31 protein-coding genes are annotated in these 22,476 nt (G+C 27.3%); 11 read left to right on the forward strand and 20 right to left on the reverse strand.

The window, feature by feature from the left end; all coding sequences use genetic code 11:
• Nucleotides 1-21: 21 nt before the first annotated feature.
• Complete coding sequence (locus KQI30_RS08145) at nucleotides 22-180, reverse strand: hypothetical protein (protein ID WP_216462810.1); 159 nt, start codon at nucleotides 178-180, stop codon at nucleotides 22-24.
• Between the two features lie 3 nt (nucleotides 181-183).
• Nucleotides 184-477, reverse strand: coding sequence for a hypothetical protein (locus tag KQI30_RS08150; protein ID WP_216462811.1), 294 nt, complete (start codon nucleotides 475-477; stop codon nucleotides 184-186).
• 186 nt (nucleotides 478-663) lie between these two features.
• On the opposite strand from KQI30_RS08150, the gene KQI30_RS08155 reads away from it, so the two are divergent.
• Nucleotides 664-1,536 carry a DegV family protein gene (locus tag KQI30_RS08155; RefSeq protein WP_216462812.1) on the forward strand — a complete coding sequence of 291 codons (873 nt, stop codon included), beginning with the start codon at nucleotides 664-666 and terminating at the stop codon, nucleotides 1,534-1,536.
• Nucleotides 1,537-1,651: 115 nt separating this feature from the next.
• Here KQI30_RS08155 and KQI30_RS08160 read toward each other — a convergent pair whose 3' ends face one another.
• The 3 genes from KQI30_RS08160 to KQI30_RS08170 all read right to left on the reverse strand — a co-directional run bounded on the left by KQI30_RS08160 (nucleotide 1,652) and on the right by KQI30_RS08170 (nucleotide 3,969).
• The gene (locus tag KQI30_RS08160) at nucleotides 1,652-2,296 is read right to left on the reverse strand and encodes a CAP domain-containing protein (protein ID WP_216462813.1); all 645 of its coding nucleotides are present in this window, start codon (nucleotides 2,294-2,296) and stop codon (nucleotides 1,652-1,654) included.
• Nucleotides 2,297-2,444: 148 nt separating this feature from the next.
• Nucleotides 2,445-2,702, reverse strand: a complete 258-nt coding sequence (locus tag KQI30_RS08165; protein WP_216462814.1) for a hypothetical protein — start codon at nucleotides 2,700-2,702, stop codon at nucleotides 2,445-2,447.
• 13 nt (nucleotides 2,703-2,715) lie between these two features.
• A complete protein-coding gene (locus KQI30_RS08170) occupies nucleotides 2,716-3,969 on the reverse strand; it encodes a Y-family DNA polymerase (RefSeq protein ID WP_216462815.1) in 1,254 nt (417 codons plus the stop codon).
• A 129-nt stretch (nucleotides 3,970-4,098) separates the two neighbouring features.
• Here KQI30_RS08170 and KQI30_RS17340 point away from each other — a divergent pair, with 129 nt between their 5' ends.
• Nucleotides 4,099-4,230: a hypothetical protein gene (locus tag KQI30_RS17340; RefSeq protein WP_301281815.1), complete on the forward strand. Its 132-nt coding sequence runs from the start codon at nucleotides 4,099-4,101 to the stop codon at nucleotides 4,228-4,230.
• Between the two features lie 370 nt (nucleotides 4,231-4,600).
• On the opposite strand, the gene lepB is transcribed toward KQI30_RS17340, so the two are convergent.
• From lepB to KQI30_RS08190, 4 genes are all read right to left on the reverse strand, one after another.
• The gene (gene lepB, locus KQI30_RS08175) at nucleotides 4,601-5,137 is read right to left on the reverse strand and encodes a signal peptidase I (protein WP_216462816.1); all 537 of its coding nucleotides are present in this window, start codon (nucleotides 5,135-5,137) and stop codon (nucleotides 4,601-4,603) included.
• 341 nt (nucleotides 5,138-5,478) lie between these two features.
• Nucleotides 5,479-6,777, reverse strand: a complete 1,299-nt coding sequence (locus KQI30_RS08180; RefSeq protein WP_216462817.1) for an MATE family efflux transporter — start codon at nucleotides 6,775-6,777, stop codon at nucleotides 5,479-5,481.
• A gap of 27 nt (nucleotides 6,778-6,804) precedes the next feature.
• Nucleotides 6,805-7,212: an arsenate reductase ArsC gene (locus tag KQI30_RS08185; RefSeq protein ID WP_216462818.1), complete on the reverse strand. Its 408-nt coding sequence runs from the start codon at nucleotides 7,210-7,212 to the stop codon at nucleotides 6,805-6,807.
• A gap of 4 nt (nucleotides 7,213-7,216) precedes the next feature.
• Nucleotides 7,217-7,531, reverse strand: a complete 315-nt coding sequence (locus tag KQI30_RS08190) for an ArsR/SmtB family transcription factor (protein WP_216462819.1) — start codon at nucleotides 7,529-7,531, stop codon at nucleotides 7,217-7,219.
• A 214-nt stretch (nucleotides 7,532-7,745) separates the two neighbouring features.
• On the opposite strand from KQI30_RS08190, the gene KQI30_RS08195 reads away from it, so the two are divergent.
• Together KQI30_RS08195 and KQI30_RS08200 are read left to right on the forward strand one after the other, a co-directional pair.
• Entirely contained in the window at nucleotides 7,746-8,246 is a 501-nt protein-coding gene (locus tag KQI30_RS08195) for a GNAT family N-acetyltransferase (RefSeq protein WP_216462820.1), read from the forward strand.
• A 305-nt stretch (nucleotides 8,247-8,551) separates the two neighbouring features.
• Nucleotides 8,552-9,028 (forward strand): hypothetical protein, encoded by a 477-nt coding sequence (locus KQI30_RS08200; RefSeq protein ID WP_216462821.1) that lies wholly within the window; start codon nucleotides 8,552-8,554, stop codon nucleotides 9,026-9,028.
• A gap of 25 nt (nucleotides 9,029-9,053) precedes the next feature.
• Here KQI30_RS08200 and rodA read toward each other — a convergent pair whose 3' ends face one another.
• Nucleotides 9,054-10,187 carry a rod shape-determining protein RodA gene (gene rodA, locus KQI30_RS08205; RefSeq protein ID WP_437177723.1) on the reverse strand — a complete coding sequence of 378 codons (1,134 nt, stop codon included), beginning with the start codon at nucleotides 10,185-10,187 and terminating at the stop codon, nucleotides 9,054-9,056.
• Nucleotides 10,188-10,398: 211 nt separating this feature from the next.
• Between rodA and KQI30_RS08210 the strand changes: the two genes are divergently transcribed.
• From KQI30_RS08210 to KQI30_RS08225, 4 genes are all read left to right on the forward strand, one after another.
• The gene (locus tag KQI30_RS08210; RefSeq protein WP_216462823.1) at nucleotides 10,399-10,650 is read left to right on the forward strand and encodes a hypothetical protein; all 252 of its coding nucleotides are present in this window, start codon (nucleotides 10,399-10,401) and stop codon (nucleotides 10,648-10,650) included.
• Nucleotides 10,651-10,723: 73 nt separating this feature from the next.
• Complete coding sequence (locus tag KQI30_RS08215; RefSeq protein WP_216462824.1) at nucleotides 10,724-11,041, forward strand: PadR family transcriptional regulator; 318 nt, start codon at nucleotides 10,724-10,726, stop codon at nucleotides 11,039-11,041.
• Complete coding sequence (locus KQI30_RS08220) at nucleotides 11,034-11,624, forward strand: DUF1700 domain-containing protein (protein WP_216462825.1); 591 nt, start codon at nucleotides 11,034-11,036, stop codon at nucleotides 11,622-11,624. The genes KQI30_RS08215 and KQI30_RS08220 overlap by 8 nt, the downstream gene beginning before the upstream one ends.
• Entirely contained in the window at nucleotides 11,618-11,812 is a 195-nt protein-coding gene (locus tag KQI30_RS08225) for a hypothetical protein (RefSeq protein ID WP_216462826.1), read from the forward strand. The genes KQI30_RS08220 and KQI30_RS08225 overlap by 7 nt, the downstream gene beginning before the upstream one ends.
• Nucleotides 11,813-12,033: 221 nt before the next feature.
• On the opposite strand, the gene KQI30_RS08230 is transcribed toward KQI30_RS08225, so the two are convergent.
• From KQI30_RS08230 to KQI30_RS08260, 7 genes are all read right to left on the reverse strand, one after another.
• Nucleotides 12,034-12,387, reverse strand: a complete 354-nt coding sequence (locus tag KQI30_RS08230) for a hypothetical protein (protein WP_216462827.1) — start codon at nucleotides 12,385-12,387, stop codon at nucleotides 12,034-12,036.
• Between the two features lie 769 nt (nucleotides 12,388-13,156).
• Complete coding sequence (locus KQI30_RS17075; protein WP_253287444.1) at nucleotides 13,157-13,345, reverse strand: hypothetical protein; 189 nt, start codon at nucleotides 13,343-13,345, stop codon at nucleotides 13,157-13,159.
• Between the two features lie 50 nt (nucleotides 13,346-13,395).
• Nucleotides 13,396-13,698 (reverse strand): hypothetical protein, encoded by a 303-nt coding sequence (locus KQI30_RS08240; RefSeq protein WP_216462828.1) that lies wholly within the window; start codon nucleotides 13,696-13,698, stop codon nucleotides 13,396-13,398.
• Nucleotides 13,699-13,965: 267 nt separating this feature from the next.
• Entirely contained in the window at nucleotides 13,966-14,565 is a 600-nt protein-coding gene (locus tag KQI30_RS08245; RefSeq protein ID WP_216462829.1) for a DUF1847 domain-containing protein, read from the reverse strand.
• A 131-nt stretch (nucleotides 14,566-14,696) separates the two neighbouring features.
• On the reverse strand, nucleotides 14,697-15,473 hold the full coding sequence (locus KQI30_RS08250; protein WP_216462830.1) for an HAD family hydrolase: 777 nt from the start codon (nucleotides 15,471-15,473) through the stop codon (nucleotides 14,697-14,699).
• Nucleotides 15,474-15,947: 474 nt separating this feature from the next.
• A complete protein-coding gene (locus KQI30_RS08255) occupies nucleotides 15,948-16,745 on the reverse strand; it encodes a CPBP family intramembrane glutamic endopeptidase (RefSeq protein WP_216462831.1) in 798 nt (265 codons plus the stop codon).
• A 145-nt stretch (nucleotides 16,746-16,890) separates the two neighbouring features.
• The gene (locus KQI30_RS08260; RefSeq protein WP_216462832.1) at nucleotides 16,891-17,205 is read right to left on the reverse strand and encodes a hypothetical protein; all 315 of its coding nucleotides are present in this window, start codon (nucleotides 17,203-17,205) and stop codon (nucleotides 16,891-16,893) included.
• A 147-nt stretch (nucleotides 17,206-17,352) separates the two neighbouring features.
• Here KQI30_RS08260 and KQI30_RS08265 point away from each other — a divergent pair, with 147 nt between their 5' ends.
• Nucleotides 17,353-17,601 (forward strand): DUF6483 family protein, encoded by a 249-nt coding sequence (locus KQI30_RS08265; protein ID WP_216462833.1) that lies wholly within the window; start codon nucleotides 17,353-17,355, stop codon nucleotides 17,599-17,601.
• A 153-nt stretch (nucleotides 17,602-17,754) separates the two neighbouring features.
• Nucleotides 17,755-18,114 carry a hypothetical protein gene (locus KQI30_RS08270; RefSeq protein WP_216462834.1) on the forward strand — a complete coding sequence of 120 codons (360 nt, stop codon included), beginning with the start codon at nucleotides 17,755-17,757 and terminating at the stop codon, nucleotides 18,112-18,114.
• 323 nt (nucleotides 18,115-18,437) lie between these two features.
• Here the strand turns inward: KQI30_RS08270 and KQI30_RS08275 are convergent, their stop codons facing one another.
• On the reverse strand, nucleotides 18,438-19,010 hold the full coding sequence (locus tag KQI30_RS08275; RefSeq protein WP_216462835.1) for a hypothetical protein: 573 nt from the start codon (nucleotides 19,008-19,010) through the stop codon (nucleotides 18,438-18,440).
• A gap of 328 nt (nucleotides 19,011-19,338) precedes the next feature.
• On the opposite strand from KQI30_RS08275, the gene KQI30_RS08280 reads away from it, so the two are divergent.
• Nucleotides 19,339-19,785, forward strand: a complete 447-nt coding sequence (locus tag KQI30_RS08280) for a sigma-70 family RNA polymerase sigma factor (protein WP_367397839.1) — start codon at nucleotides 19,339-19,341, stop codon at nucleotides 19,783-19,785.
• Between the two features lie 275 nt (nucleotides 19,786-20,060).
• Here the strand turns inward: KQI30_RS08280 and KQI30_RS08285 are convergent, their stop codons facing one another.
• Both KQI30_RS08285 and KQI30_RS08290 read right to left on the reverse strand, forming a co-directional pair.
• On the reverse strand, nucleotides 20,061-21,077 hold the full coding sequence (locus tag KQI30_RS08285; protein ID WP_216462836.1) for a PDDEXK nuclease domain-containing protein: 1,017 nt from the start codon (nucleotides 21,075-21,077) through the stop codon (nucleotides 20,061-20,063).
• Between the two features lie 98 nt (nucleotides 21,078-21,175).
• Nucleotides 21,176-22,135 (reverse strand): tyrosine-type recombinase/integrase, encoded by a 960-nt coding sequence (locus KQI30_RS08290; RefSeq protein ID WP_216462837.1) that lies wholly within the window; start codon nucleotides 22,133-22,135, stop codon nucleotides 21,176-21,178.
• Nucleotides 22,136-22,476 lie beyond the last annotated feature (341 nt).

Genomic DNA, 22,476 nt, shown 5'->3' on the forward strand with positions numbered 1-22,476 from the left:
TTCACCACCTACATCTAAATACTAACTCCTATTATCTTTGATTGTCTTATACATAAATTCTCTTAAAGCTGCACTAACAGTCTTTCCTTCTTCATTGGCTATTGTTTCAAATAACTTATACTTTTCTAAATCAACAATAAAATGTACATGTTTCTCTTCACCCTTATTAAGTCTTCCCAAAACTTATACCTCCATTTCTAAAAGATCATATGGCAATATTTTTTCAAGGCACCAAACCTCTGCTTCTATTTCACTAATAATCTTAATCCTTGAGCTACCTACTGTTACTATATCATTTATATTTTCCCCAAATATTGTACGCGGTCCGCCACCTTCGAAAATATAATACACTCCTCGCTGATTTTTGTATAATATTTCGAAGTTATAATCTGAAGTTAACTCTTTATCTTTCCACCATTGATATATCATAATATCTTTTTCAGTATCAAATACCTGATCTTTTATCTCTTTTCTCATAATTTCCTCCCTGAATTTTAAAATCTTTATACAACTTATTTATAATTATTACCACATGTACAATTCTTAAACATTTTATAGTTAGTTTTTTAACATTTTATGAATTTTAAATTGAAATTTGATTCTTTATCCCATATAATTTCAATATAAAGGAAGTGACATTAGATTAAAATATGAGGTGTTAATATGAAAGATAAATATGCGATTTTTACTTATGTTTCATCAGATATCGAAGCCACGTTTATAAAAGAAAATGATGTTCATTTTATCCCAATGAAATATATGATAAATTCTGAAGATAAGTTATATACAGGAATATACGATGAAAATATTCTTAAAGATTTTTATCTTGCTCAAAAAAATGGTGCTGTGACAAAAACGACTCAAATCGCCCCTCAAATATATAGTGATATTTGGGAACCGATAGTTAAAGAAGGAATATCTATAATTTACATTTCTTTGTCTAGCGGGCTATCAAGTACTTATCAATCAGCTGTACTTGCCGCTAATGAATTAATGGATAAATATCCTGATATAAAAATAATTCCTATAGATTCATTAGCTGGAACAGGTGGAATGAGTCTTTTAGTAGAAAGAGCTATAGAAAATAAAAAAAATGGAATGACTATTGAAGATAATGCAGCATGCCTTGATGAAATCAAACATAATATATGCCATTGGTTTATGGTAGAAGATTTAATGTACTTAAGACGTGGTGGCCGTATATCAGCAACAACTGCTATAGTAGGTACAACCCTTAATATCAAACCAATATTAAAGATAAATGATGAAGGTAAATTAGTACCTATTGCTAAAAAAAGAGGAATCAAAGCAGCATTAAAGGAACTTGTAAACTTATATGAAATGGCTAGTGAAGGTGGAGAAGAAAGAGTTTATATAACTCATGCCGATTGCATTGATAATGCAAAAAAGCTTGAAAAAGCAATTCTAGAAAAAAATCCAAAATGTAAAATAACTATACTTATGCTAAATCCTATTATCGGAGCCCATACAGGTCCAGGTATGATAGCAATTCTTCATTTTGGAAAGAAAAGATAATGTTATTAAGTAGCTATGACTATATTTTAGTCCTTAGCTACTTTTTCTTTCTCATCTTTTCCTCAAAAGATATTTCTATATCTTCAATATTGTATCTACTGATATCTAAAAATAACTACTTGTAAAATTCTTCAGTGGCATATATTTTGGATCCATTTTTATATACACCAATACCAGTACTAATATACTTGGTAGATAATATATTTTCTTTATGACCTGTTGAATTCATCCAACTTTTCACAAATTCTTCAGCAACTACTTCTGCATTTTCTTCAGCAGTTCTCCATGCAATATTTTCTGCCCATGCTGTATATGTTATGCCTTCTTCTCTCATCTTAACTGTAATCAAATTTCCAGACAAATCTTTATGATCAAAATACCCGTTATCCCCCATATCTTTCGATTTTTCCTTTGCATACTTTGCCATAGTTGGATTATTACTGTACTCTTGAATTCCTATTTTCCTTCGTTCCTCATTAATCTTTTCAAATATTAATCTTTCTACCTTAGTATCAAAATCCTCTTCTATCACCTCAATTTTCGAAATATCACTCATTGCCCTCGTTTCTTCTTCAACAACTACTTCCTCGGTTTTCTCTACCACTTCTTCGGGAATTTTCTCTTCTATAACTTCCGACTTTTTAGTTACTAATTTCTTATCTTCATCTTGTGCCATATGTAAATATAACGAATGAGTAATACAAGATACTGATACTACCACAGCGATTACTTTTAGAGTATTTATCACAAGCTTAGTCATTTTTCCTCCTAATCTACATTACATATCACTTTATGTAAAATTATAAATTATTTTGGAATTATTTTCAATATTTCTTTGATCAAGGATCCCTTTTAATACCTTGAGATTTATAAAATCGTCTACTTTTTATTTATACTTTGAGAACAGCTTATAAAAACAACAACCACTTACAATTTATAAGATCATATTTTAGATTATAGTTACTTTCTATCCCATCAATAATACTACTACAGGTAAACCTCCACATTGGATTTCCCGCTAATGTCTCATATTCCCTATTTAAAACTTTATTTATTTTTATAACTCTTGTATCTTCTTCCTCTTCAACTCTAAATTTTACAGGATTAATTTTACCTTTATCATCAAACCAAGCTACCATTTCCACTGTTTTAGATATTTTATTCATTTTTTGTCACTCCTTATAGTATGCTTCCCATCATCGGGTAATCTTCTTCTCCCACTCCACCATTTAAAGGTTTTACATCTGAATTTATAAATGTTGAACGTATTATAGCTGTATTACCGTATTTATTTCTTATATCATCAACTACTTTATCTATAGCTCTTAACTTATCTACCTTTGTATCATCAAAAAATGTCCTTTGATAAAATTCATTATCACAAAGGTTAGTTAACCTAATACCAATTTGACGAATACTTTCTCCTCTCCAAGTTTCATCAAAAACTTTCGTTGCTTCTCTAAAAATAATTTCTGTTGAATCTGTTATATTTTCTAATGTTTTCTGATGTGAATACCTACAAAAATCACTGTTTTTTATTGATACTACTATGACACTACACATTGAAGCATTATTTCTAAGCCGCATTGCTGCTGTTTCAATAAGAGATAATAATATTTTTAGTGCTTCTTCTCTGTCATTTACATCATGAGATATTGTAATGGAGTTTCCTATTCCTTTAACTTCTATGTAATTTTTATTTCTAACTTCTGAATTGTCTATGCCATTAGCATAATTATGTATTAATATTCCATGACTTTTTAGCTTACATTTTAAAATGCCTACATCACACCTTGCCAATTCCCCTATAGTTCTAATATTAAGCTGCAATAGTTTGCTCTCTGTAGCTCTTCCCACCATAAAAAGATCTCCCACCGCTAATGGCCATAGCTTCTTTGGTATTTCCTCTGTAAATAATGTATGTATTGAATTTTTCTCTTTAAAATCACTAGCCATTTTTGCTAATAACTTATTTGTACTTATTCCTATATTTACTGTAAAACCCAATTCTTTTTCAATTCTATCCTTTATCTCAACAGCCTTTTCCATATAGTTATAGTTAAAATGACTCATATCCATAAAAACTTCATCAACAGAATAACGTTGTATAAGTGGAGAATACTGGCATAATAATTGGTACATTGCATTACTACATTTCATAAATAAATCGTAGTTAGGAGAAAATATCTTAATCTCTGGACATTTTGTAAGAGCCGATAAAATAGTTTCCCCGGTTTGTATGTTGTACTCTTTAGCAGGAATAGATTTAGCCAATACAATGCCATGGCGATCCTCTGTGTTTCCCCCAATTATCGATGGTATCATTCTTATATCAATATCATTTTCTCCATATTGTCTTTGATAGACTGCTGTCCATGACAAATATGCTGAATTAACATCTATGTGAAATATAATCTTTTCCATATAAATCATCCTTTAGAAATATACTTATACATATATATTACAAGAACATTTGTTCGTGTGTAAAGGGGTAATTTAAATATTTGTATTATTGAAGATGTAGTTACCACTGGTGGACAAATATTACTAAGTGCAGAAGATTTGAAAAGTTGTAATGCAAAATTAGGTTCTGTGCTTTGCGTTATAGAAAGAAATCCTGAAGGTAGAAAAAGACTTTCTGAGGTTGGACTACAATTAAATGCACTTTTTACAATGGAAGAGTTAAAAAAATAGATAAAATTAAAATTGGGTTATTATATAATAAATTTAGATTTATAAGGCACATGTAACAGATCACCACTACTTAACTAGAACAGATACTAATATGCACTTAACTGTATATATTAATCCTATGCAAATATACTCAAAGCTACATGAAAGTGCAACTTTCATTAGCTCCATGTAAGACTGTGCTATACTCCCAACTCTAATTATAAAACAAGCCTATGTAATAAACTAATAACACAATACTTATAATCTCAGAAATTCCGCAGGAATTTCCTCCAAACATGTGCCTTGTGCCATGCAACCTGTGACCTGACATACAAATTTTCATTTAGCCACCTAGTAATATAATACTTTTATTATTGCAACATCCTCATTTTTAATTTAAATATCCATAGGACTTTAATTTTCCTACTCTATTGAAAGGAAAAATCGTAAATTGAGCTTTTCCTTCTATATCTTTTTCTTTTATATAAGGACTAGTTACCCACTTTCTAGAATCTTTAGAATTATTCCTATTGTCACCAAGGAAAAAATATGAATCTTCTTGTACTTCATACTTTTGATATACATCACTTACATTTTCTCTTTCATATACATAAGAATCATCTAACTGCTTTCCATTAACCTTAACACTACCATCTTCAAATATTTCTACTGTATCACCAGGCTTTCCTATAAGCCTCTTGACAAATTTTTCATCCTCCTCTTTAAAATAAAAAACTACTACATCTCCCGTTTGTAATTTTTCAGGATTATATACTCTTGTTACAATTAACCTATCACCTTCTAATATCGTTGGTCTCATAGACGGCGTTGGTACTGAAGCAACGGTAAATACATATTTCTTTATAATAACAGATAGAAGAATTGCCGATAATATTGGTATAATCCAATCTAAAAAAATCCTTTTCATATAATCTCTCTCTATTACAATTTTTTGAATACATTATATTAATTGCACTATAAAAATGCCTTTTATGGTATAATTTACTATAACACTTGAAGAATCTTATACTATGAAAGGTTTAATTTTTATGATTTTTATAATGTTTGCTATTTTACTTGGGATATTCTCCATATCTTTCTTCTTTATCAACTTTATATTTTTATTAGAAGATGTCCGAGATAAAAAATCCACATCTAAACAGACTATTAGATGCATAATTTCTTTAATACTACTATGGTTTTCCTCAATTATGATTTTTATTATATAAAATAAGGATAGCTATGTGAAACACAAAGCTATCCTATATATTAAAATTTCACTAAGTATAAAATATAAGCCGCTATCCCTTTAAAAACACTTGATAATGATATACTTAACCAAATTCCTGACACACCTATAAAGTTTACAAATAGTAATGCCATTGGAATTCTAAGAGTAGTAAATATTATGCTAATATAAGCAGGTATCTTAGGCTCTCCCACACCTGTAAATAATCCATTAGATACCATTTCTACTGCACTAAAAACTTGTGATATTGCAATTATCCTAAGATATTCACTAGATAGTTTTATAGTGTTAATATCCCTTATAAATATTTTTGATAAGAATTCAGGGAAAAAAATAAATAACATTGTTGTAATCATAGAATATATAACTGCAATTATAATCGAGCTTTTGTACCCTTTTAATACTCTATCAAGATTTTTAGCTCCAAAATTTTGACCTGAAAAACTAGCTACTGCGCCATTTAATCCGCCTATAATCATAAATGTAATTGACTCTATTTGTAAACCTATTTTCTGTGCTGCAATAGCATCTGATCCAAATATGGCAATAATTCTAGCTAATATTATATTTACCAATGTAAATAAAACTCTTTGAAATGCCATTGGAAAACCTAATACTATTATTTCTTTAATCTTATCTAAATCAATACTAATATTAAAATCATATCTAAAAATATCATTTCCTTTATATCTAAATATAAAAAATAATACTATATTTGATATTAATGTAGCGATAGCTGATCCAATTACTCCTAACTTAAGTCCATATATAAAAATCGGATTTAAAATTATATTAATAACAATACCAATAGCATTAATTTTTAATGCACTTTTATTACTTCCATAGCTATTTAATATTCTAGTATACAAAGTATTAAAAAATATAAATACCATATTAGGACCATTTATAACTAAATACCAATATGCTTTTATCTCAACATCTGGATTATTTAATTTTAAAAATCCAATTAGAACCTTACCGGCAAATATTAATATACTACAATAAATTAACCCTATAATTAAATTAAGTAAAATGCCAGAATTGATGTACTTCTTAATATCTAAATCGTTTTTGCTTCCTATAGAATGAGCTACTTTTATTCCAGTTCCAATGACAACTAATGCATTAATTGAATATCCTAATCCAATAAAGAAGCTTGAAGAACCAATGCTGGCAACAGCATTGCTTCCAAGAGAACCTACACAAAGCATATCTACTAAGTTATATGAAAATTGTAATAATGAGCTTCCCATTATAGGTATTGCTAAAGAAAGTATTACTTTTGTTACGTTACCCTTTGTTAAATCAAACTTTTTCATAGTATCTCCATGTATATTACATTACGATTATAAATTATTATTTTTTATTCTATCTACTAATTCCTTAACTTTACACTCTATCATTATTGCTGTATCTATAAAAGCCTTATCTTCTTTTCCAGTTGGATCTTCAAGTCCCCAATCTTCAATATGACTTGCCGGTAACGATGGACATACAACATTACATCCCATTTTTATAACTATATCTACAGCTGGAATATCACTTAACAACTTTGATTTTTGAGTTTCATTCATATCAATATTATATAGTTTTTTAATTATTCTTACTGCGTCTTGGTTTATTTTAGGTTTTGTTTCTGTTCCTGCAGAGTAACTTTCAAAAACCTCTCCACCATATAGTTTTCCTAATGCTTCAGCCATTTGTGATCTACAGGAATTGTGAACACATACAAATGCCACCTTTGGTTTATTCATAACTTTATTTTCCTCCTCTTTCATTACATATACATTGCTCTGTTTCATTTAGTATATTAGTTAAAAATGATATTAATTTCTCCGTATTATTTTTATTTAACTTATAGTGATTCCATATACCTTCTCTTCTACACTCTACCAAACCACAGTCCATTAAAACCTTCATATGATGAGATAAAGTAGGCTGAGTAAAATTAAAATCTTCTAATATTTTACATGCGCATTTTTCACCACAAGACAATATATCAAGTATCTTAAGCCTATTAGCATCACTTAATGCCTTTAATATCTTTGAATTTTGGTCATATATACTTTCCATAAATCTCTCCCTCATATATAGATATTCATCTATATATAATATAGATGAATATCTATATATAGTCAACAAGTAATATCTTCATAACCTCAAATCCCCATTATAATATTTGTTAATTTTGCCTTAAAATGATATGATGTAATCAGAAGTATCTGAAATTTAAGAAAATCAAACCAGTATGAGAAAAATTAAATCTTACATATAGGAAGTGTGAAGTATGAATTATACAATTGAAAAAATGGAAAAAGAGCATTGGGAAAGTGTAGCTAAAATTTATAAAGAAGGAATTTTAACTAATAAAGCAACATTCCAAAATGCTGTTCCATCTTGGACAGAGTGGGACAATAGTCATCTAAAAGAAGATAGATTAGTGGCAATATTTAACAATGAAATATTAGGTTGGGCTGCTTTAACTAAAGTATCAAATAGATGTGTATACTCTGGCGTAGCCGAAGTTAGTATTTATATTTCTGAAAAGTATAGAGGTCAAGGCATTGGTGAAAAATTATTAAATCAATTAATAATTGAATCTGAAAAAAATGGTTTTTGGACATTACAATCAGGTATCATCGAAGAAAATCTTGCTAGTATAAACCTTCATAAAAAATGCGGTTTTAGAATAATTGGTACAAGAGAAAAAGTAGCTAAAATGTCTAATGGTATATGGCATAATGTTATATTAATGGAGAGAAGAAGTACTACAGTAGGACTTGAATAAAAATTAATATTATGGATATAATCATAGATAAACTCCTTTAAAAAGAACAATTATTTTTATCACATCACCAAAGAAACCACTAACGAAAACTGTTAGTGGCTTTTTTAGATTTAAGATATCACCTACATATAAATTGATGGAAAAAAGTAGATAACCCCACAAATGAAAAATGGTATAATATTTTTACACCTGTATTAAAAGAAGTTAATAAATATGAATTAACAAATATAGCGCCTAAACCAGAATATAAATATAACATAGTAAAAAAATATTAAAGATTGATTAGTTTGAAAGGAATCATATATATGGAATTGACAAATATAACATTTAATGAATTAGATGGGGAACTTAATATTTCTAATACAATAATAATAAATAAAGATACAACAATTCAAAGTTTTCTTGATTCTATAAATAATGAATATGTTGAAGAATTAATAAGAAAAGATGCCAATATGATCTGTACCTTAAAAAAAATAAATTTTAAACTTAATGATGTGTATCTTAAATTTAGAGATAATAGAATTTCATCAATAGCTTTACGTAATTTTCAAGGTGTTATAGGTTGGGAAAATTGGTCTATAGAAAATGTTCGTCATGACTTAGAGATACAAAAACAATGGCTCGAAGATAATATAAATCAACTTCCATCAGTAATTAGTATTGGTGAAGGTTTAGAATCAAAGCGTATTAATTATACTTTTAGTTGGGGTGAGATAACTTCAAGTTATGATAGTAGAAGTGGAGATTCTTCAATATTTATAAAATACAATAGATGTTGAAACAGGTACCATATTGTTGTTTTAACTAAAAATTAATTTTTTTATGTCTCATACCAACATTTAAAACAAGTGCTAAACTCATAAAATATACAAGCATAGAACTACCTCCATAACTCATAAAAGGTAGTGTTATTCCCGTTATGGGCATAAGTCCAATATTCATACCCATATTCTCTAAAATTGAAAATATCATCGATCCAGTTACTCCAGATACCATAATAGATCCAAAAACATCTTTTGAGTCTCTAGCTATATTAATCATTCTAAATAGCATTACTCCATAAAGAGTTAAAAGTCCCACAGTTCCAATAAGACCCCAATCGTCTCCTACTACTGAAAAAATAAAATCAGTCCATGCTTCTGGAATAAATCCTCCTTTAGTTTGAGTTCCATTTAAATATCCATTTCCTGTTAGCCCCCCAGAACCAATAGCTATCTTTGCTTGAATTACATGATATCCATTTCCCAAAGAATCTTCTGATGGATTAAATACTGTTATAATACGCTTTTTCTGATAATCTTGAATTAATCCACTATTCCAAACGGCAGCAATAGTAATAAATAAAATTAAAAATCCACCACCAATAATCTTCCAATCAAGTTTACCTACTACTACCATCGCTAGCACTGTAAAGAAAATTACCATACCCATCCCCATATCTGGCTGTATTATAACTAAAGATGTGGGAATAATAGCATAAATAAAGATAGTTAATAGTTTTTTAAATGAATCTATTTTTCCACCCATATCTTCTATTTTCTTTGCAACGATAATTATTATAGCTAATTTTGCAAATTCTGAAGGCTGTATTGCAAAAGAGCCTATCTTTATCCATGATTGCGCCCCTTTACTCTCTGTACCTATAAATTTATTTATCAATAATAATATAATAGACGCTCCATAAATCACATATGCATAGTTTTTAAAGAACGAATAATCGATAGTTAGGATACAATATACTACAATTAGCCCTATTACAAGCCACATTAGTTGTAATTTTGAGTATCTAAAACCGATAAGCACACCATCTAAAGTTTTATTGTATGTAGCTGAATAAATGTTAAGTACTCCAAAAATAACAATTGCAACTGCTATCATAAGTGTTGTAAAATCTAGTTCACTTATTTGCTTTTTATCTATTTTTAGATTTGACAATATTTTTTTAATTTTATAATTTTGCTTCATTATTTCACCCCCTCTATATATAACTATTTATTTTTTATAGTGTAAAATTATCACTTTATGTGAAAAGGACCAACTAACTTTAAAAATTAAGGCAGTTACAAAGTTTTTTCATTGCACTTATTACTTTTTATAATAAATAAACCAATATTATCTTCTCACCTTATATCACTTGAGTCAAGTAAAAATGTACGTGACGTACATTTGTAATGTTGATGGTGAAATTACTACTGAAATATATCGTAGTGATTTATTAACTTTTAATAGAAACAAATCTAAAACACTAAATAATGGTACTATTAAATTTAAATTAAATAATAACGTAACATATAACTTAAAATCTGAAGGTAGTGTAGCTTATAAAAATGAACCATCTTATGAAAATAAATTTACTGTTAAAAGATATGTTATAGCGAGTAAAAGTAAATATAATACTTGATTTATAATATTGGAAAATATTGTTGACACATTATACTATGTAATGTATAGTATAATGTATAAGGAGGTGTGATATGGATATACAATTAAAAAAGGGTTTGTTGGAATTCTGTGTATTATCTGCTTTACAAAAATCTGATTCATATGGGTATCAAATAATTAAAGATATCTCAAGCTGTATTGAAATATCGGAATCTACATTATATCCAATATTAAAGCGTTTAGAGGCAAATAATTATGTTGAAACATATTCAGTTGAGCATAATAGCCGTTTAAGAAAATATTATAAAATAACAAATACAGGAAAAGAACGTATAAAAGAATTTTTAGATGATTGGAAAGAGGTTATGAAAATTTACTATTTTATAAAGGGGGAAAATTCAAATGACTAAAACAACATTTATTGACACCTTAAGAGGGCTATTACAATCTCTCAATGAAGATGAATGTAATAAATTCATATCTTATTATGAAGAAATAATTGAAGATTATAAGGAAAGTGGATTAACAGAGGAAGAGGTTATTAAAAAAATTGGAACTCCGCAAAGTATAGCAGATAACATTTTGAGTGAACAAGATAGTATTGATATTAAGGTGCCATCATTTAGCAGTAAAATATTAAATGCAATTTTACTAATTTTAGGATTCCCATTATGGGGGAGCTTACTATTAGCGTTAGTTTTACTTATTTTATCTGTATATATTATTATTTGGTGTATTCCATTTACAACAGGAGCAAGTTCTATTGCATTTTTTGTAGCAGCATTAATTAGTATAATAGGATCTCCATTTATGATGGCTGATGTGTTAACTGTAGGTATTGTACAATTAGGCTTAGGGGTTTCATCAGTAGGGCTTTCTATTTTATTAGGATGTATAACTATATATTTATCTAAAAAACTTGTAATTATTACAAAGAAATTAACTTTTAAGATATTTAAATCATTTAATAAGAAAGTGGTGAAAATATGCTAATTAGAAATTTTAAAAGAAAAATTATTAATATAAGTATTGGTTTAATTGTAATAGGATTTATAATATCAATGGTTGGCTTTGGAATAGATGGATTTGATTTAACTTCATTCAAATCAAGTGATACTCACAAATGGTATAGAACAATTAATATTGATGAAAATTCCTTTTCATTTGATATAGGATTTTAGAAAATACTATACATTTTACAAGGAATACCAAAACCCCGCAGCTAGTATGAAAAAAGGGCCTATTATAAGACCCCAGAGTGAATTGCTAAATACTTTGGACAAACAGCTTTGATACGTAACTAGCTATGATTTATAAGAATGTTTAAAGAACTCTTTGTCCAAAGTTTCCTTTTTACATAACCAAAAAGAATGATCCTATAAAACCATCGTCATAATATTACCTATTTGATAATTGTTTTATAGAATGAATTGTCCGATAACATTTTTTTAATTGATCCAAACTTGCAATCGCATAATTTCTCGCATAAACTTAACACTTCATCATTTTTATAATAATTAACTTCATATCTTTTAAAGCCATCTTCTAAGTGAAATAAAAATATAACTTTATCCTCTGCCAAATATTCATTCCAATATTCCACTTCCAAGTGTTCTTTAATAAATTCTTCCCACAATTCTGCTTTAGTCTTTGGGAAAGATACCTTATAATTATCTCCATCATTTTCTATGGAAAATCCATGTTGTTCCAAATTTAAAATACTTTCATCTATCCCCATAACATATGTATGATACACCTTTAATTACCTCCACAAATTCTAATTTGTAATAATATACCTATATTATATACCAACAACTTTTTAGTTCCAATATCCTCTATCCATAACCGCACCGGTTCTCTACGTTCACCCCTGCTACTGTTCTATATAATATCTATACTTATAAGCTTCCTTAAACTTTATATATCTCATGTGCTGAAGCTAGAGCTACTCTCTTAAGACACATCAGATATATAAAAATATAATTTCTTATAAACATATAAATAAAATTATATATAAATTAAATTGCTTATAATTATATTTATATATGTATTCTCATGTGTTCTTGTCAGGAAGTCAAAGATCTTCCCCCTTATTCTGCTGCTAAATACTTTAGATAAACTCTATAAATACATAATTAGATGTAGATTATAAGTAAATCTAAAAAACTTTTTATTCCAAATTTTCTTTCTCTACATAACAAAAAAGAATGATCCTTAAAGACCATTCTTTTTATAAAAAGGAAAATGATTTAAAAAAATTAACTATTATTAACTACAATTACAATATAAGAATTTAATATGAATTTCAAAAGTTACGTCACGTATATTTTTAAACTTACCTTTAGTTTTTTAAAGGTAAGTTAACTTCCTTTAAAATTTTAAATTTATATCCCTATAATAGTGAATACATCATAAGTTTCAAAAATAGTTTTAGCCCAACTATCTACTTCTTTTATAGCCCCCTTTATTTCTCCACCAATTTCTGATGCTCTAAAGCATATTTCATTCCATTGACTTAAAGTTATCTATGTTTCTCCTGACTCATCATATGAAGTAACAACACTATAAAATAAATCTGCCAAATTTAGAATATAAAAAATATCATCGTGTATTAAAAGAGAATCTTTCTCCCCAAAAAAATCATTGAACTTTCCTTTCTGGAATTCATGATAACATGTTCCTTTTCTCTCTAATTCAGTACAACAATATTTCATTAAACATCCTCCATATAAATTTTCTATTTAACTATTAAATAAATGTGTAACTAAAAATTGAACCATTTACACTCTCTATACTTCTCAGGAATATCTGATTTTGAGTTAATCCATCCAATTGTTTCAATTAATACAGATGGCTCATCTGGAAAAATCCATGTGTTAATATATTCAATAAAGTCCTTTTCATTATAACAAACACTACCACCTATGTGATATTTTTTTGCATATGAGCTTTGATATAACCATTTGTTACAGAAATCTATACAGTATTTTTTTAAGTTATTAGCCACTTCATCTGGAACTAAATACACAGATGTATCACTATCAGCACTTAATAATACATATTTCAATTCAACTCACAACCTTAGAAATTTATTAATAATCTTCATTATAAGTCCCTATTTTTTTACTTGTTCTTAAATTCTCATTTGTAGTAATATATCTAAATTATATACTAATACAATTTTATATCCAACTTTTTCTATCAATTGCCGCACTGGTTCTCTACGTTCACCCTTTCTACTGCTCTATATAATCCCTATATTTATAGCTTCTTGAAATTTTCTCTCTTAGTATAAAGTTATAATTATAAAAATAAAATATAATATCTTTTACTTCTATTTTACATTCTCTTTACAGTTTTCATCTATTTCATAAATAGCCTGTAATGGATTATGCCCCAATACCCGATCCTTTACTGCCAAAACAGTAACAGGAGCTTTGGAATATTTAAAAAACAATGAGTCATGTCCCACACATAATCCTAAAACAATATTTAAATCTGTTTGTTTATCATTTAAATATTCTGCTTGAGCTATAGGATTACACATAGGTACTTCACAATTATATATTCCTATTAATTCTCTATTTACTCCCCCTACCTTACAAATAACTGACTCAATATTTAATCCATGCTGTCTTAAAATTTTTTCTACAGCAAATGCTTCCTTTTGTAAACCAATACAAAATGCCAAACCAATTTTTTGATATTTGCATTTTTTTGCAAAATCTATAGTTTCTATGATTCTTGTTTTTGAACCATAATCCTCCATTACTATATTGGCTGATACTTGCGCAATTTTATAGTTTTCTTCTTCTAAATAAACTTGCTCTATTTCCTTACCTCTTTCATTTAAGCTAGGACAATTTCTGGGTGCTTTTTTAAAATCCTTCTTATTACAAGCATGAATATTACAACTTGAACAAGTATATCTCATATAATCACTCCTCATATGCTTTTCTACTTTTATTTATTATAAAAAATATGTTTTCGTAGACACTTAAGATAACAAAATAATCTCATCGCTAAATTAGAATTTATCGCATTTAGAAAATATCAGAATTTTCCTTATAAATCAAATGTTTCTATAAGATAATCTGCTATTCCGTCATTATCATTAGTTCCAATTACTACGTCAGCAATCTGTTTTACATCTCGTATAGCATTTCCCATAGCAATTCCGATACCACATAATTTCAGCATCCCTATATCAACAAAGTCATCACCAAATGCAATGATGTTCTCCGGTACGAATTTACATACATGACATATTTCTGTGATTGCCTTTTCCTTTGTGACTCCTTTTTTAGTGAATTTATACCAATAGCCATCAGAAAATCTGACACAATCACAATCTGTTAAAATACTTTTCAATTTTTCGGCTTTGTCAGAATCAAATATTTCTACACACATTTTTAATGATTCTTGATTAAAATCCTTAAAATCAGTATAAATACTATCTCCCCAACTCTGGTCTTGGTTTTTAGGGTCAATCTTATAATTCCAATAATGATTTTCCATTGTATCCACTGTTATTTCACAATCTGCTCCACATATTTCTCTAACTTTCCTAATCATATAATTTGTTTCTTCTGTTGAAAATTCTGCTTTATAGATGTATTCACCATTCTGTTTTACTAACGCACCTCCACTAGAAATGAGTATATCTGGGAGAAGTTCTGAAAGAAAGGTCATAGAATTTTGTTCACTTCTAGAAGTGGAAACACCTATCATCATTCCTTTACTTCTACAAGCATTCAAAACAGAAAGTGTATGTTCTGATATGGTCTTATCACTTTTTAGTAATGTCCCATCTAAATCAAAGAGTAACAATTTACATTCCATAACTAATATCCTCGCAAATTCCTATTTATCTACTAGCTTTTAAATGCTAATTTGTAATAATATTACTATATTATACACCAAAAACTTTTTATCTCCAATATCTTCTATTCATAACAGCACTGGTTTCCTACGTTCACACCTACTAGTGTTCTAATGACCCTAAACTTCTATAGGGTTTATATATCCCATGTGCTGAAACTAAAGCTGTTCTCTTAAGACGCATCTTTACATAACAAAAAAGAATGATCCTATAAAACCATTCTTTTCATTATTTATATAAAGGGAAAATGATTAAAAAAACTAACTACTATCAACTACAATTATAATATATCAATCCTTTGTGACAGGTCTATGACCAGTATAAGAATTTAATATGAATTTCAAAAGTTACGTCACGTACATTTCAAAATTCACTCAAAAACTACCTTGTACTTCCTCATTAAAATTGCTTTATTCTAAATTACAAACTGAAATTTAATTTTTACACTCTAGTCTGTTTCTTGATATTAAAATAATTCCCAAAATGAAAGTTATATTCAATACCAGAACAACTACGCTTCCTTCAATTTTGTAGATTCCTCCAGACAACAATTCGGTTCCTGAAAATGTCATATTGATCAAATTAGGGTAATCTTCTGCTAAAGATACTCCTCCCAGAATGATTGCACCAATGCTATTCCAGAAAAAATGCATAACTATTGGAGCAAATAATGAACCCGTAAATTCTAAGACAACAGTCATAAGAAGACTCATTGTTAAGACATTCAACACAGGAATAATTCCTGCTTCAAATGCTCCTCCATGTGCAAATGTAAATAGAGCTGTAGAAACTACAGTTGCAGCAACTACATTATAATTTTGCTTTATCATTTGATATAAATAGCCTCGCACCAGTAATTCCTGCATAATTGTATTGATAAGTGCAGACAATATCCATAACCATAATAGGACAATTTTATTAATTCCCTCAAAATGAATGTTACCTAACAGTGCTAACAATCCAATCGCTAATCCTAACCACAAAATACCCCCAGTAAGACCAAATAAAGCATCCTGTACTGGTTTATTAATCAGGCACAAAGGTGTTTTTCTTTTTTCAATCATTGTGAAAACTAGTGTAAATGCAACAATACTCAAAAATGGGATAAGTTCTGCAAAGAAACGCCAGATTGCAGGGTTGGTGAAGTGAGGGAATGGAATAATGCTGGCAACTATAGCCCATCCAATAAAAAATATAATTGTTTTCACTGATACTATTAATAACTTTTTCATATCTGTACTGCTCCTAAATTCCTATTTATTCACTATCTTTTAATTGCTAATTTGTAATAATATACCTATATTATACACCAAAAACTTTTTTAATACACCAAAGCTTGTAATTATAGAATTCAAAACAAAAAAGATTAGTAGCATATCATAATACTCCTAATCTTTTTACTGTAACTATCTTATTTTCATTTAGGCGATAATTACCTTCAAGTTTTTCCTTTATTATATCTAATGTTTTAAAATATATTATTTTAATCTCATCCTCATTGAACTCTCTTCCTAATCTTTCAATTACATGTTCATTAGTAAGCAATGCTCTAAGATCCTTATCGTGATTAAATCTATATATTCCTTCACTTTCTCTTATTTCATATATTACTCCGTCTATATAACTTTTAAGTACTGGTTTTAAGGTTCTAGAGCAGATAATAGCTTTATTGAAATCTTCATTTCTTACCATAGTACCACCCCTTTATGAAAATTATTATACTACAATTTTCATGTTTACTTAATATATCATTTCTAATTTTGGGGCATAAAGCCTACTTTTATTTTAAATAAAGAATCAATTGGATTAAGAATTTAAATAATTCCTATTACCATAACAATGAATTTTAAAGCAGATGAATTATTAAATTTAAAAATACGGAAATACATAAAAGAATGTAAGATAAATAAAGCAGAAAATGCTTTATTTCAAGCCATAAAAGTTAGGCAAACAAAAGAGAATTTAAAAACAGCTTTATTATTTTATGAAGAAATCAGTAAGTGGGATAATGAAAAACTTATTCAGTCTAATTTTTCAAAATCCGAAATTGAACAAGGATTAAATGATTTAAAAAAAATTGTATGCTAAAAAGTAGTCTTTTTAAAGATTAAATAATATTCTTTACACTCCTTAATATGCTGAAATTTCAGCTTAAAGTGAATCATCTTTTTTATCTACTTTAGCTGAAAATTTTTTCACCTCCTATAAATACTAGAGCTATCATCATTAGGAGGTTATTATATGTGTAATTTATTTAAAAATAAATCTTTTATATTTATATCCATAATATTGTTTTTAATTGTTATTTTTTTTATTCATGATTTATATCTTAAATCTAAAATTCCAGATAATAAATATGCTATTTATAAAAACGCAACAGACTCTGTATATAACATAAGAAATTGGAGATATGCTATTTATAAAGTAGGTGATAACTATGACTTATATGATAGAAATAAAGATGTAAAAGTGGGCTGTATTGAATATAGCATATACAAATACGTTGATACTATTGATAAATATATAAACAATACTGAGACTAACTATTTTTACGGTATATCCAAAAATAATTATTATAAAATTAGTTATAGTTATGATTAACCACACATAACCCAAAAATGTAAATTAGAAAACTATTCAGAAATGGATATCAGAGAATTTAAAAAAATAGATTCCAAAGGAGTTATTCTACAGTAATTATATATATTTCACTTATGTAATTTAACTTAAATAAAATTTGTATAATATATGGAGGCAAAAATGAAAACTAAGATGCTAACATTTTTTAATCTTCTGTAATATCAGTTATTAACCTTTATTTCAAATGATATCTACGCTGGTTTTATACTTGATTTTGCTGTTGACACAGATAAAGATGGTATAGGTACTTTAATACTATATATGCTAACTTAGATTTAACATTATCATTTCTTTAAAGCTGTAGTATTGAAATTTATTTTTTTAACTTTTATATATGAAACTATTGTAGACAACACATCAAAAAATAGAATGAAACTTAGTATACTGGCACAAATACCATATAAAATAGATATTTCATTATTTTTAATAGCTCTTATGAGTCCACAGATTGTATAAAAAGAAGATGGAATAAGAACAATATATCCAAATATAAAAAAAGTCACTGTAATCGGTATACCAATTATTGTATAAAACATAATAACTTCAATAATAAAATATACTATATATAGTAATATAAAACTAATTTTAATCATCATTGCTATAAATAATATTTCTTTAGACGGCTTGTTAATTTTTAAAATATAAATGGCGTTTATAATATTAAACAGCATTAAAAATCCTGTTAAAATTAATCCATATCTTAAAGGAAATATATACCAACGAGGATTGCTTACAATTTCAGAATAACCTGCAAATTCATACATAATTCTTATAGAAAATAAATATATAAATATAATATATATTACTGGTAGTATATATTTTTGCTTATTATTTTTTAAAAACAGTTTGATATCCATCTCATTTCCCCCTTTTATAAACTCTTACGCTTTTCTATTTGTGGTAACATTTTGTTTCTTGTATACACTAAGATCATATATATAATAATCTTCCATCTCAATCAATTCCCCTATTTGCTATATTTACCAAATTCTCCCCTAATATATTATCACATAAAAATGATTAATGTATATAAAGAAAAAGACATCATTAATTATAACTTATAGTATCACTTGATTTCACTATATATCTATCTTCACTACAAGGTTGCGATATAGCTCCGCTGATATTTGAATCATATTAAATTAAGTTATTTTTCCCTATAAATGTAACAATTAGCCTATAACCATCAGTGGCTTTGATACTAATCAAGTAGGTTATTCTGCCCTAATAGTTGCCATAAACAAATATAATGTTAACTCTAATACATTTTGTTCCTATGCCTACAGAGCAATTAAGAATGCTATTAACTATACTATAAGATCTAATGTTAAGCATAATAACCTTTCTTTAAATAACACCATAGATGAAGAAAAAACAATGACTATTATAGATAACATACAAGATGAAACTACTTTAGAAGATACATATTTAACTAAGCTTAATAATAAACAGTTAAGTAAAGTTTTAAGTAATTTAACCTATGAAGATAAAGAACTGATTAAAGAAATTTACTTTAATAAAACATCTGTAAGGAAGTATGCTGAGAAACATCAGATATCTTATCAGAAGGCGCTAAGAAGGAAGAATAGAATACTTATGGAGCTTAGGGATAAGTTTCAGGGGGAAGGGTAAAGGCATTGGAGTGATTGATTCCAATGCCTTTATAAATAATATTTAATAATAAACAGTTAAAAGAATTTGTGAAAAAGATAAGGGTTATAATTGCTCTATGTAGGAGGGGAATATGATTTATATCTAATACATTTAAAGGACAAAGATTATTATACTCAAATACTAGTTGGCCCTTCAAATTTTTAAATTCAATAGTTAACTTTGGTATTTTAAAAATTATATATTGCTTCTATAGAAATACATATATAAAATAGTGAATTTGCATATAATAGAATTTATTCTAAAGTTTCTTCTATTTCCTCTATACTAGGTAATGTTCCTTTTAAATCTTCTGGTATTTTTTCTAGTAATTTATATTCACTTACCCCAATTGGTTTTGTCATATCTTTAAGAGAATATTCTGCAACTAATCTATTTTTTTCTTTACATAATATAATTCCTATAGATGGATTATCCATATCTGTTTTTAAAATATCATCTACAGCAGAAAGATAAAAATTAAGTTTTCCTGCATATTCTGGTTTAAATTTTCCTGTTTTTAATTCTATAACTACGTAACATCTTAACTTTAAATTATAAAATAATAAATCTAAATAATAATCATCGCCACCTACATTTAACTTATATTGATTACCGATAAAGGCAAATCCAGAACCTAATTCCAATAATAGCTTAGTAACTTTTTTCACTAGTTGCTTTTCTATATCACGCTCATTCATTTCTTCAGTCATTGATATAAAATCAAAAATGTATGGATCTTTTAATGCTTCAACAGCAAGTTTATTATTAGGCGCTTCTAATTTTTCCATAAAATTTGTTGTTTTTGTTACATTATTTTGTCTTTCAAATAAATTGCTTTCTATTTGATGTACTAAAGTATTTCTACTCCATCCATTTTCTGTGATTTTATCAATATACCAAATTCTCTGATCTATGTCTTTAACCTTTTCTAAAAGTGTTATATTTTGATACCAAGTAATTTGTGCAAGTACCTCTTGCACAAATTTAATGTCTTTATATTCTAGTGCAAATTTTCTCATATATTTTAAATTTCTTGTGGAAAAACCTTTTAAATCTGGGAATTCATTTTTTATCTCTTTTGATATATTATCAATTACCTTTGATCCCCAACCTTCTTTATCTTGAAATTTTAATATTATATTTCCTATATTCCAATATAATATTAATAGTTCTCTATTTACTGATAATAGAGCTTTTTGCCTTGAGTTTTTTATTTGAGTTTTTATCCCAATTATTAATTCTTTATATTCAATAGACTTTTCTATGTTCATCTATATTAAACCACCTTCTATTTTATTTGTTGATGATATGCTAATTATAACATAAGAAAATGACTCTTTTACTAGTATTCAATTTATTTAATAAATCGTTATATCCTATTCAGCGGATTCCCTTCAATAGCCATCCTAATATCTTCATCATTAACATGAGTATAAATAGATACAGTATTAAGACTTTCATGATCTAATATTCTTTGTAGTGTTCTTACATCAGTTCCGTTTTTAAGAAGTAATGTAGCCATAGTATGACGTAGTTTATGAGGAGTACAATCTTCATTTATATTGGCCATACTACAGTATTTTTTAATACTAAGTTGAACTGTTCTAGGACTTAGTTTAGTACCCCTGGTACTTATAAATAAGTAATCTTCTAAATTACTATTCCACTTTTTATTTCTAGTTTCAAGATATTGATTTATTGATTGTTGTGATACTTCATTAAGGAAAACAATTCGTTCTTTATTTCCTTTGCCAAGAATCTTAATAGAATCATTATGAATATCCTTAAATTTAATATTAAGAAGTTCTGATATTCTAAGTCCTAAATTAAGTAGTAATGTATATATGCAGTAATCTCTTTCTCTATTTACAGTATGGGAATAATCAATGATGTTAAGTAAATTGTTAGCTTCATATTCACTTAAATAAACAGGCATGGTCTTAGTTTTCTTAGGTGTTTTTAAATCTTCTGTGATATTTGTATCTATTGTTCCTATGTTAAATAGATACTTATAAAATACTCTTATAGATGTTATCTTCCTGGATCTTGTAGTATTCTTATTACCTTTTGTAGTATCCAGATATTTAATAAGATTATGGATATCTTCTATAGTAATACTATTTATAAATTCTTTATCAATATCAGATATAGTAATATAATCTATAGCTACATTACTTAATGATGCTTTCTTTTCTTTTTTCATATATCTTAAAAATAAGATTAAATCACTACAATAACCATTTACAGTTCCAGCTGCTCGTCCTTGGACTGATAATAAGTAATGTAGGAATTCTTCTAAAATAGAAGGAAGTTTTATAATTTCTTTCATTGGTTCACCTCTTTATATACTATATTTTATATAAAAGTTATAATTTAGATTATAAATCTAAAATAAAATCTTACGTGACGTAAGTTTTAAAAAATGTAGATAAAATTATATGAATTAATTATATTACACTAAATTATAAATTAATACTAGAACATAATCTTTTTATTTCTAAAATGATAATCAAAACTAAAATTCTTGGAGTTCACATAGAATTTAATGGCAAAGAAAAAAAGCACCCATCCAACCCAAAATAGTGCTTTTTTCTCTTAAATTCAAATAAATTTTATCCAATAGCCCTAAAACAAAATAAATGTTCTAAGACTTGCTTAGTGTTCCAGCAC

The sequence above is a fragment of the Clostridium bornimense genome (assembly GCF_018917145.1).
Taxonomy (GTDB): Bacteria; Bacillota; Clostridia; order Clostridiales; family Clostridiaceae; genus Clostridium_AN; species Clostridium_AN bornimense_A.

What these genes read in the sequence shown, in the direction of transcription:
- KQI30_RS08245 (WP_216462829.1), bottom strand. Translation starts at nt 14,565, where the DNA reads ATGAGATATACTTGTTCAAGTTGTAATATTCATGCTTGTAATAAGAAG.
- KQI30_RS08255 (WP_216462831.1), bottom strand. Translation starts at nt 16,745, where the DNA reads ATGAAAAAGTTATTAATAGTATCAGTGAAAACAATTATATTTTTTATT.
- KQI30_RS08165 (WP_216462814.1), bottom strand. Translation starts at nt 2,702, where the DNA reads ATGAATAAAATATCTAAAACAGTGGAAATGGTAGCTTGGTTTGATGAT.
- KQI30_RS08275 (WP_216462835.1), bottom strand. Translation starts at nt 19,010, where the DNA reads ATGGATATCAAACTGTTTTTAAAAAATAATAAGCAAAAATATATACTA.
- KQI30_RS08290 (WP_216462837.1), bottom strand. Translation starts at nt 22,135, where the DNA reads ATGAAAGAAATTATAAAACTTCCTTCTATTTTAGAAGAATTCCTACAT.
- KQI30_RS08160 (WP_216462813.1), bottom strand. Translation starts at nt 2,296, where the DNA reads ATGACTAAGCTTGTGATAAATACTCTAAAAGTAATCGCTGTGGTAGTA.
- lepB (WP_216462816.1), bottom strand. Translation starts at nt 5,137, where the DNA reads ATGAAAAGGATTTTTTTAGATTGGATTATACCAATATTATCGGCAATT.
- KQI30_RS08250 (WP_216462830.1), bottom strand. Translation starts at nt 15,473, where the DNA reads ATGGAATGTAAATTGTTACTCTTTGATTTAGATGGGACATTACTAAAA.
- KQI30_RS08150 (WP_216462811.1), bottom strand. Translation starts at nt 477, where the DNA reads ATGAGAAAAGAGATAAAAGATCAGGTATTTGATACTGAAAAAGATATT.
- KQI30_RS08190 (WP_216462819.1), bottom strand. Translation starts at nt 7,531, where the DNA reads ATGGAAAGTATATATGACCAAAATTCAAAGATATTAAAGGCATTAAGT.
- KQI30_RS08185 (WP_216462818.1), bottom strand. Translation starts at nt 7,212, where the DNA reads ATGAATAAACCAAAGGTGGCATTTGTATGTGTTCACAATTCCTGTAGA.
- KQI30_RS08215 (WP_216462824.1), top strand. Translation starts at nt 10,724, where the DNA reads ATGGATATACAATTAAAAAAGGGTTTGTTGGAATTCTGTGTATTATCT.
- KQI30_RS08265 (WP_216462833.1), top strand. Translation starts at nt 17,353, where the DNA reads ATGAATTTTAAAGCAGATGAATTATTAAATTTAAAAATACGGAAATAC.
- KQI30_RS17075 (WP_253287444.1), bottom strand. Translation starts at nt 13,345, where the DNA reads ATGAAATATTGTTGTACTGAATTAGAGAGAAAAGGAACATGTTATCAT.
- KQI30_RS08260 (WP_216462832.1), bottom strand. Translation starts at nt 17,205, where the DNA reads ATGGTAAGAAATGAAGATTTCAATAAAGCTATTATCTGCTCTAGAACC.
- KQI30_RS08220 (WP_216462825.1), top strand. Translation starts at nt 11,034, where the DNA reads ATGACTAAAACAACATTTATTGACACCTTAAGAGGGCTATTACAATCT.
- KQI30_RS08210 (WP_216462823.1), top strand. Translation starts at nt 10,399, where the DNA reads ATGTACGTGACGTACATTTGTAATGTTGATGGTGAAATTACTACTGAA.
- KQI30_RS08270 (WP_216462834.1), top strand. Translation starts at nt 17,755, where the DNA reads ATGTGTAATTTATTTAAAAATAAATCTTTTATATTTATATCCATAATA.
- KQI30_RS08225 (WP_216462826.1), top strand. Translation starts at nt 11,618, where the DNA reads ATGCTAATTAGAAATTTTAAAAGAAAAATTATTAATATAAGTATTGGT.
- KQI30_RS08155 (WP_216462812.1), top strand. Translation starts at nt 664, where the DNA reads ATGAAAGATAAATATGCGATTTTTACTTATGTTTCATCAGATATCGAA.
- KQI30_RS08195 (WP_216462820.1), top strand. Translation starts at nt 7,746, where the DNA reads ATGAATTATACAATTGAAAAAATGGAAAAAGAGCATTGGGAAAGTGTA.
- KQI30_RS08170 (WP_216462815.1), bottom strand. Translation starts at nt 3,969, where the DNA reads ATGATTTATATGGAAAAGATTATATTTCACATAGATGTTAATTCAGCA.
- KQI30_RS08200 (WP_216462821.1), top strand. Translation starts at nt 8,552, where the DNA reads ATGGAATTGACAAATATAACATTTAATGAATTAGATGGGGAACTTAAT.
- KQI30_RS08180 (WP_216462817.1), bottom strand. Translation starts at nt 6,777, where the DNA reads ATGAAAAAGTTTGATTTAACAAAGGGTAACGTAACAAAAGTAATACTT.
- KQI30_RS08285 (WP_216462836.1), bottom strand. Translation starts at nt 21,077, where the DNA reads ATGAACATAGAAAAGTCTATTGAATATAAAGAATTAATAATTGGGATA.